Source organism: Synechococcus sp. H55.2, from assembly GCF_047462495.1.
Classification (GTDB): domain Bacteria; phylum Cyanobacteriota; class Cyanobacteriia; order Thermostichales; family Thermostichaceae; genus Thermostichus.
The window spans coordinates 1-4,486 of sequence record NZ_JANSJH010000142.1 but is presented as its reverse complement, the minus strand read 5'-3'; the positions used below and the strand labels follow the sequence as shown (position 1 = coordinate 4,486).

Here is a 4,486-nt window from a genome sequence, read left to right as displayed (position 1 = left end):
GTCGCTGTAAACCGGCCTAGAGGCCCGTGGTTGGCTTGCCAACTGCAGGGCTACCAGAAGCCCGCTCCGTACCGCTTAGCGGTCGGAGCCGGGTAGTTTACGCATCCCTGGGAAATTAGGCCAACCCAGTCTTTTGCCCCTGCCGTCAAATCTCTGTGCCGGAACGGTTTTCCAGAGGGTTTGTCAAACGTGCCCATAGGTCGCCTGGTCGGCCAAGACCTCTGCTAAGGTGCAGAAAGGTTGGGTTCCTCCGCACCGGCATTCGTGAGGTTAAGCTCATGTCCTCTGTGCTGTGGCAAGCCATTGGGTACGCCGGCGGGATCTCGTTGGGGATCCTGACGCTGGTTGCCCTCATTAACTTTCTTTGGCAGCGCCTGGAGCAGCAGGCGGAGAAGGCTGCCGCCCAGCCAGCCGAGCCGACCTCGGCCCCAGAACCTGGCAGTACCTCAGAGGGATCGGCATCAACATGAGCGACAGGGTTCGCGTTCACGTTTGGGTACGCGGGCGAGTGCAGGGGGTGGGGTTTCGCGCCTACACCGAAGCGATGGCCCGCAACGCCGGTGTTGGCGGCTGGGTGCGCAACTTGCGGGATGGGCGCGTGGAGGCCGTTTTTGAGGGATCCCCGGCGGCGGTGGAGGCAATGCTGCGCTGGTGCCAGCAAGGCAGCCCCGGCTCGCAGGTGGAGGCCGTTGAACAGCGTTGCGAGCTGCCCAAGGGCCTCTCCACCTTCGAGATCCGTCCCACCGTTTGAGAGGGAAACCGGCGACATCCCACTAGAATGGGGAAACAGCATTCTCTTTCCGAAGCCATGACGGTTGCTGCCCCTGCCAAAGTGGAATACGAAGCTGTGATTGGGTTGGAGGTGCACTGCCAGCTCAGCACCCGCTCCAAGATCTTCTCCAGCAGCGCGACGGCCTTTGGCGCTCCCCCCAACACCCAAATTGATCCCATCTGCATGGGCCTGCCCGGCACGCTGCCGGTACTCAACGAGAAGGTGCTGGAATACGCGGTCAAGGCCGGCTTGGCCCTCAATTGCACCATCGCCCCCTACAGCAAGTTCGACCGCAAGCAGTACTTCTACCCCGACCTGCCCAAAAACTACCAAATTTCCCAGTACGACCTGCCCATTGCCACCCAGGGCTGGGTCGAGATCCAGCTCAGCGATGGCCGCAGCAAGCGCATCGGCATCACCCGTCTGCACATGGAAGAAGACGCGGGCAAATTGGTGCACGCTGGCAGCGATCGGCTCTCAGGATCCAGCTATTCCCTGGTGGATTTCAACCGGGCGGGAGTTCCCCTCATCGAGATCGTCAGCGAGCCGGATATCCGCACCGGGGAAGAAGCAGCCGAGTATGTGCAGGAGCTGCGCCGCATCCTGCGCTACGCCGGGCTGTGCGACGGCAACCTGCAGGAGGGATCCCTGCGCTGCGACGTCAACATCTCGGTGCGCCCGCTGGGGAGCCAGACCTTCGGCACGAAGGTGGAAATCAAAAACATGAACTCCTTCAACGCCATCCAGCGGGCCATCGAGTACGAGTTCAACCGCCAAGTCAAAGCCGTGGAAGCAGGCGAGCCCATCGTGCAGGAAACCCGCCTCTGGGAAGAAAACAGCCAGCGCACCATCAGCATGCGCAAGAAAGAAGGATCCAGCGACTACCGCTATTTCCCCGAGCCGGATCTGCCGCCCATCCGCGTCACCGAAGCGCAAAAAGCCCGCTGGCAGGCGGAGCTGCCGGAATTGCCCGGCGTGAAGCGGCGGCGCTACCAAGAGGTGTACGGACTTTCGGTGTACGACTCCCGCTACCTCAGCGACGAACGCAACACCGCCGAGTACTTTGAGGCCGTGGTTGCCGCTGGCGCCGACCCGAAGGCAGCCGCCAACTGGATGATGAGCGACATCGCCAGCTACCTCAACACCCACAAGCTGGACTACCCGGACATCGCCCTGAAGCCGGAAACCCTGGCCGAGCTAATCGGCCTCATCGAGCAGGGCGTCATTTCCAGCAAAATTGCCAAGGAGATCCTGCCGGAGCTGCTGGAAAAAGGCGGTTCGGCCCGCGCCCTGGTGGAGGCCAAGGGCCTGACCCAAATCTCCGATGGCAGCCTCTTGGAGCAGATGATCGCCGAGGTGCTGGCGGAAAACCCCGAGCAACTTGAGCAGTATCGGGGGGGCAAAACCAAGCTCTTCGGCTACTTTGTCGGGCAATTGATGAAAAAAACCGAGGGGCGGGCGGATCCCAAGTTGGCCAACGAGCTGCTCCGGCAGCACCTGGACGGCTAACTCCAGGCCTCGGTGAGGGAATAGCCCAGCTCCTGGATCATGCGCCGCAGCAGGGGCAAACTCAGCCCAATGACGTTGCCAGGACACCCCTCGATCCGCTCCACGAACAGGCTGCCCCGACCGTCGATGGCAAAGCAGCCAGCACAATTGAGCGGCTCGCCGGTGGCCACGTAGGCGCGGATCTCCTCGTCGCTGGGCTTGGCAAAAAACACCCGTGTGACCGCATAGTGGACGAGGCGGCGGCTCTGCCTCGTATCAATCAAGGCATGGCCCGTGTAGAGCTCTCCCACTTCGCCCCGCATTTGCCGCAGGCGCCGTTCCGCTTCCAGAGCATTGGCCGGCTTGCCCAGGATCTCGCCACCTAGGTAGAGCACCGAGTCGGCCCCGATAACCAAGACGGGCTGCCGTTGTTGGGCCGCCACCACTTCGGCTTTGGCCGAGGCCAGCTTCTGCACCAGCTCCACCGGATCCGAGCTTTGGATTTGGCTTTCGTCAAAATAGCTGGGTTGAACGCGAAAAGGGATCCGGGCAGCTTCTAACAATTGGCGGCGGGCAGGAGATTGCGAAGCCAGGACAATGGGAGGCAACATCGATTCAATACTCAACTCAAGCCTAGACGTTTGCAGGAGCGAAGTTCGCTCCACTTACCAGTTTCCATTACCCTAGTCAAGGTACGCCCAATAGGCGCTGAAAGGAAACTCTCTCGATCTCTCCCAGCTGGATCCCGTTTGTGACCACCCTACCCTCCCAGGCCCCCCCTCAAGCCGAGCTTGTCCCTGCTGGCCTCCTCCAGCGGTATTGGGGGGATCAAGACACTCCTGAAAGCCGCTGGGTGAACTGGCTGGTGGCGGGGTTGGTTCTTTGTTCGTCTGCCTTTTTTGTGGTACAGACCTACCCCATTTCTCCCCAGGTGCGCCTTGGGCTGGAGCGGTTGGATCGCCTCATCCTCGGCCTGTTTGTGGTGGAGTATCTGCTGCGCTGGGCAGCGGCTCCGCAAAAGCTGCGCTACCTCTTTAGTCTCTATTCGCTGATTGACTTGCTGGCGATTTTGCCTTTTTTTGCCGGGCTGACGGATATTCGCTTTATCCGCCTCTTGCGCTGGTTCCGCATCTTGCGGCTGCTGCGCCTGGTGGAGGGCAAGACCCTATTTGGTCAGGTAATCTCCGCTGACACCCGCATCTTGTTGCGCATCCTTTTTACTCTCTTTGCGATTGTCTTTGTCTACTCTGGCCTCATCTACCAGGTGGAACATCCGGTCAATCCCGGCGCTTTTGCCACCTTTTTGGATGCTTTCTACTTTTCTGTTGTCACCATGACCACGGTGGGGTTTGGGGATCTCACCCCCACCTCTGAGCTGGGCCGGCTGTTGACGGTGCTGATGATCTTGACCGGTGTTGCCCTGATCCCTTGGCAGGTGGGAGAGCTGATCAAGCAACTGGTGAAAAGCAGCACCTCGGTGCAGTGGGCCTGCCCAGGCTGTGGCCTCTCCCAGCACGATGAGGATGCCCAGTTTTGTAAGCGCTGTGGCACGCCGCTCTATCCCACGGATTGAGGCCGTTGGCCAATGGGGGGCAAAGACAGGATAGGCTAGGACAGATTGGGCGGAGGATCGGCGATGTGGGCCCACCCTGAGCTAACCATCCCCGGCAAGTTAAATGTGAAGGCGGGAGTGGCGATGCTGGTCGCCGCCATTGCTCTCGGCTGGATCCTCGGCCAGGTTCAGCCGCTGCTGCCCGCTCCGCAAGATTTGCCAGGGATCCCTGCCGAGCCCCTTTCCTGGCAAGAGGTGCCCAAACAAAAGTACGCCTGGCACATCTGCTACGCCTTTTTGGGCAATATGGGGCTGATCAACATCGGCGGCGGGCTGGCCCTGGTGACGCTGGGATCCCGCTTCACAGCCGGGCACCTGTTTTCCCAGATTCTCCTTTTGGGGGGAATGCTGCACCCTGCCTCTTGGGCCTTGGTGGCCCTGACGGGGCTAGAGGAGTGGGGCTGGCTGGGCAACGTTGGGGCGGCGGCAGTGGCGATGGTGGTGCTGGCCCTGTTCGTTCACCTGATCTGGGCCACCTATCGCGCGGCGAAAGCCATCCGAAGGCTGACTCGATCCCGCACCCGCCGTTAGTCCAATTGGGGAAGGCTGCCGATAGGATCCAGGTGCTCAGAGGCATTAGGCAAGAGTTAAGAGGATTCTTGCGGCACTTCTGC

Annotated in this window: 6 protein-coding genes; 5 read left to right on the top strand and 1 reads right to left on the bottom strand. The window is 60.9% G+C overall.

What is annotated here, in order from left to right; genetic code table 11:
- Window positions 1–278: 278 nt before the first annotated feature.
- The 3 genes from NW844_RS12220 to gatB are packed head-to-tail and all read left to right on the top strand — an operon-like array spanning window position 279 to window position 2,281.
- The gene (locus tag NW844_RS12220) at window positions 279–470 is read left to right on the top strand and encodes a hypothetical protein (RefSeq protein WP_414336008.1); all 192 of its coding nucleotides are present in this window, start codon (window positions 279–281) and stop codon (window positions 468–470) included.
- Window positions 467–751, top strand: coding sequence for an acylphosphatase (locus NW844_RS12215; protein ID WP_414336007.1), 285 nt, complete (start codon window positions 467–469; stop codon window positions 749–751). Before NW844_RS12220 ends, NW844_RS12215 begins: the two co-directional genes overlap by 4 nt.
- A gap of 57 nt (window positions 752–808) precedes the next feature.
- Complete coding sequence (gene gatB / locus NW844_RS12210; RefSeq protein WP_414336005.1) at window positions 809–2,281, top strand: Asp-tRNA(Asn)/Glu-tRNA(Gln) amidotransferase subunit GatB; 1,473 nt, start codon at window positions 809–811, stop codon at window positions 2,279–2,281.
- Here the strand turns inward: gatB and NW844_RS12205 are convergent.
- On the bottom strand, window positions 2,278–2,871 hold the full coding sequence (locus tag NW844_RS12205) for a Maf family protein (RefSeq protein WP_414336004.1): 594 nt from the start codon (window positions 2,869–2,871) through the stop codon (window positions 2,278–2,280). The genes gatB and NW844_RS12205 overlap by 4 nt on opposite strands.
- A 140-nt stretch (window positions 2,872–3,011) precedes the next feature.
- On the opposite strand from NW844_RS12205, the gene NW844_RS12200 reads away from it, so the two are divergent.
- Window positions 3,012–3,833: an ion transporter gene (locus NW844_RS12200; protein WP_414336003.1), complete on the top strand. Its 822-nt coding sequence runs from the start codon at window positions 3,012–3,014 to the stop codon at window positions 3,831–3,833.
- A 63-nt stretch (window positions 3,834–3,896) separates the two neighbouring features.
- Window positions 3,897–4,403 carry a hypothetical protein gene (locus tag NW844_RS12195; protein WP_414336002.1) on the top strand — a complete coding sequence of 169 codons (507 nt, stop codon included), beginning with the start codon at window positions 3,897–3,899 and terminating at the stop codon, window positions 4,401–4,403.
- The last annotated feature ends 83 nt before the right edge of the window (window positions 4,404–4,486 follow it).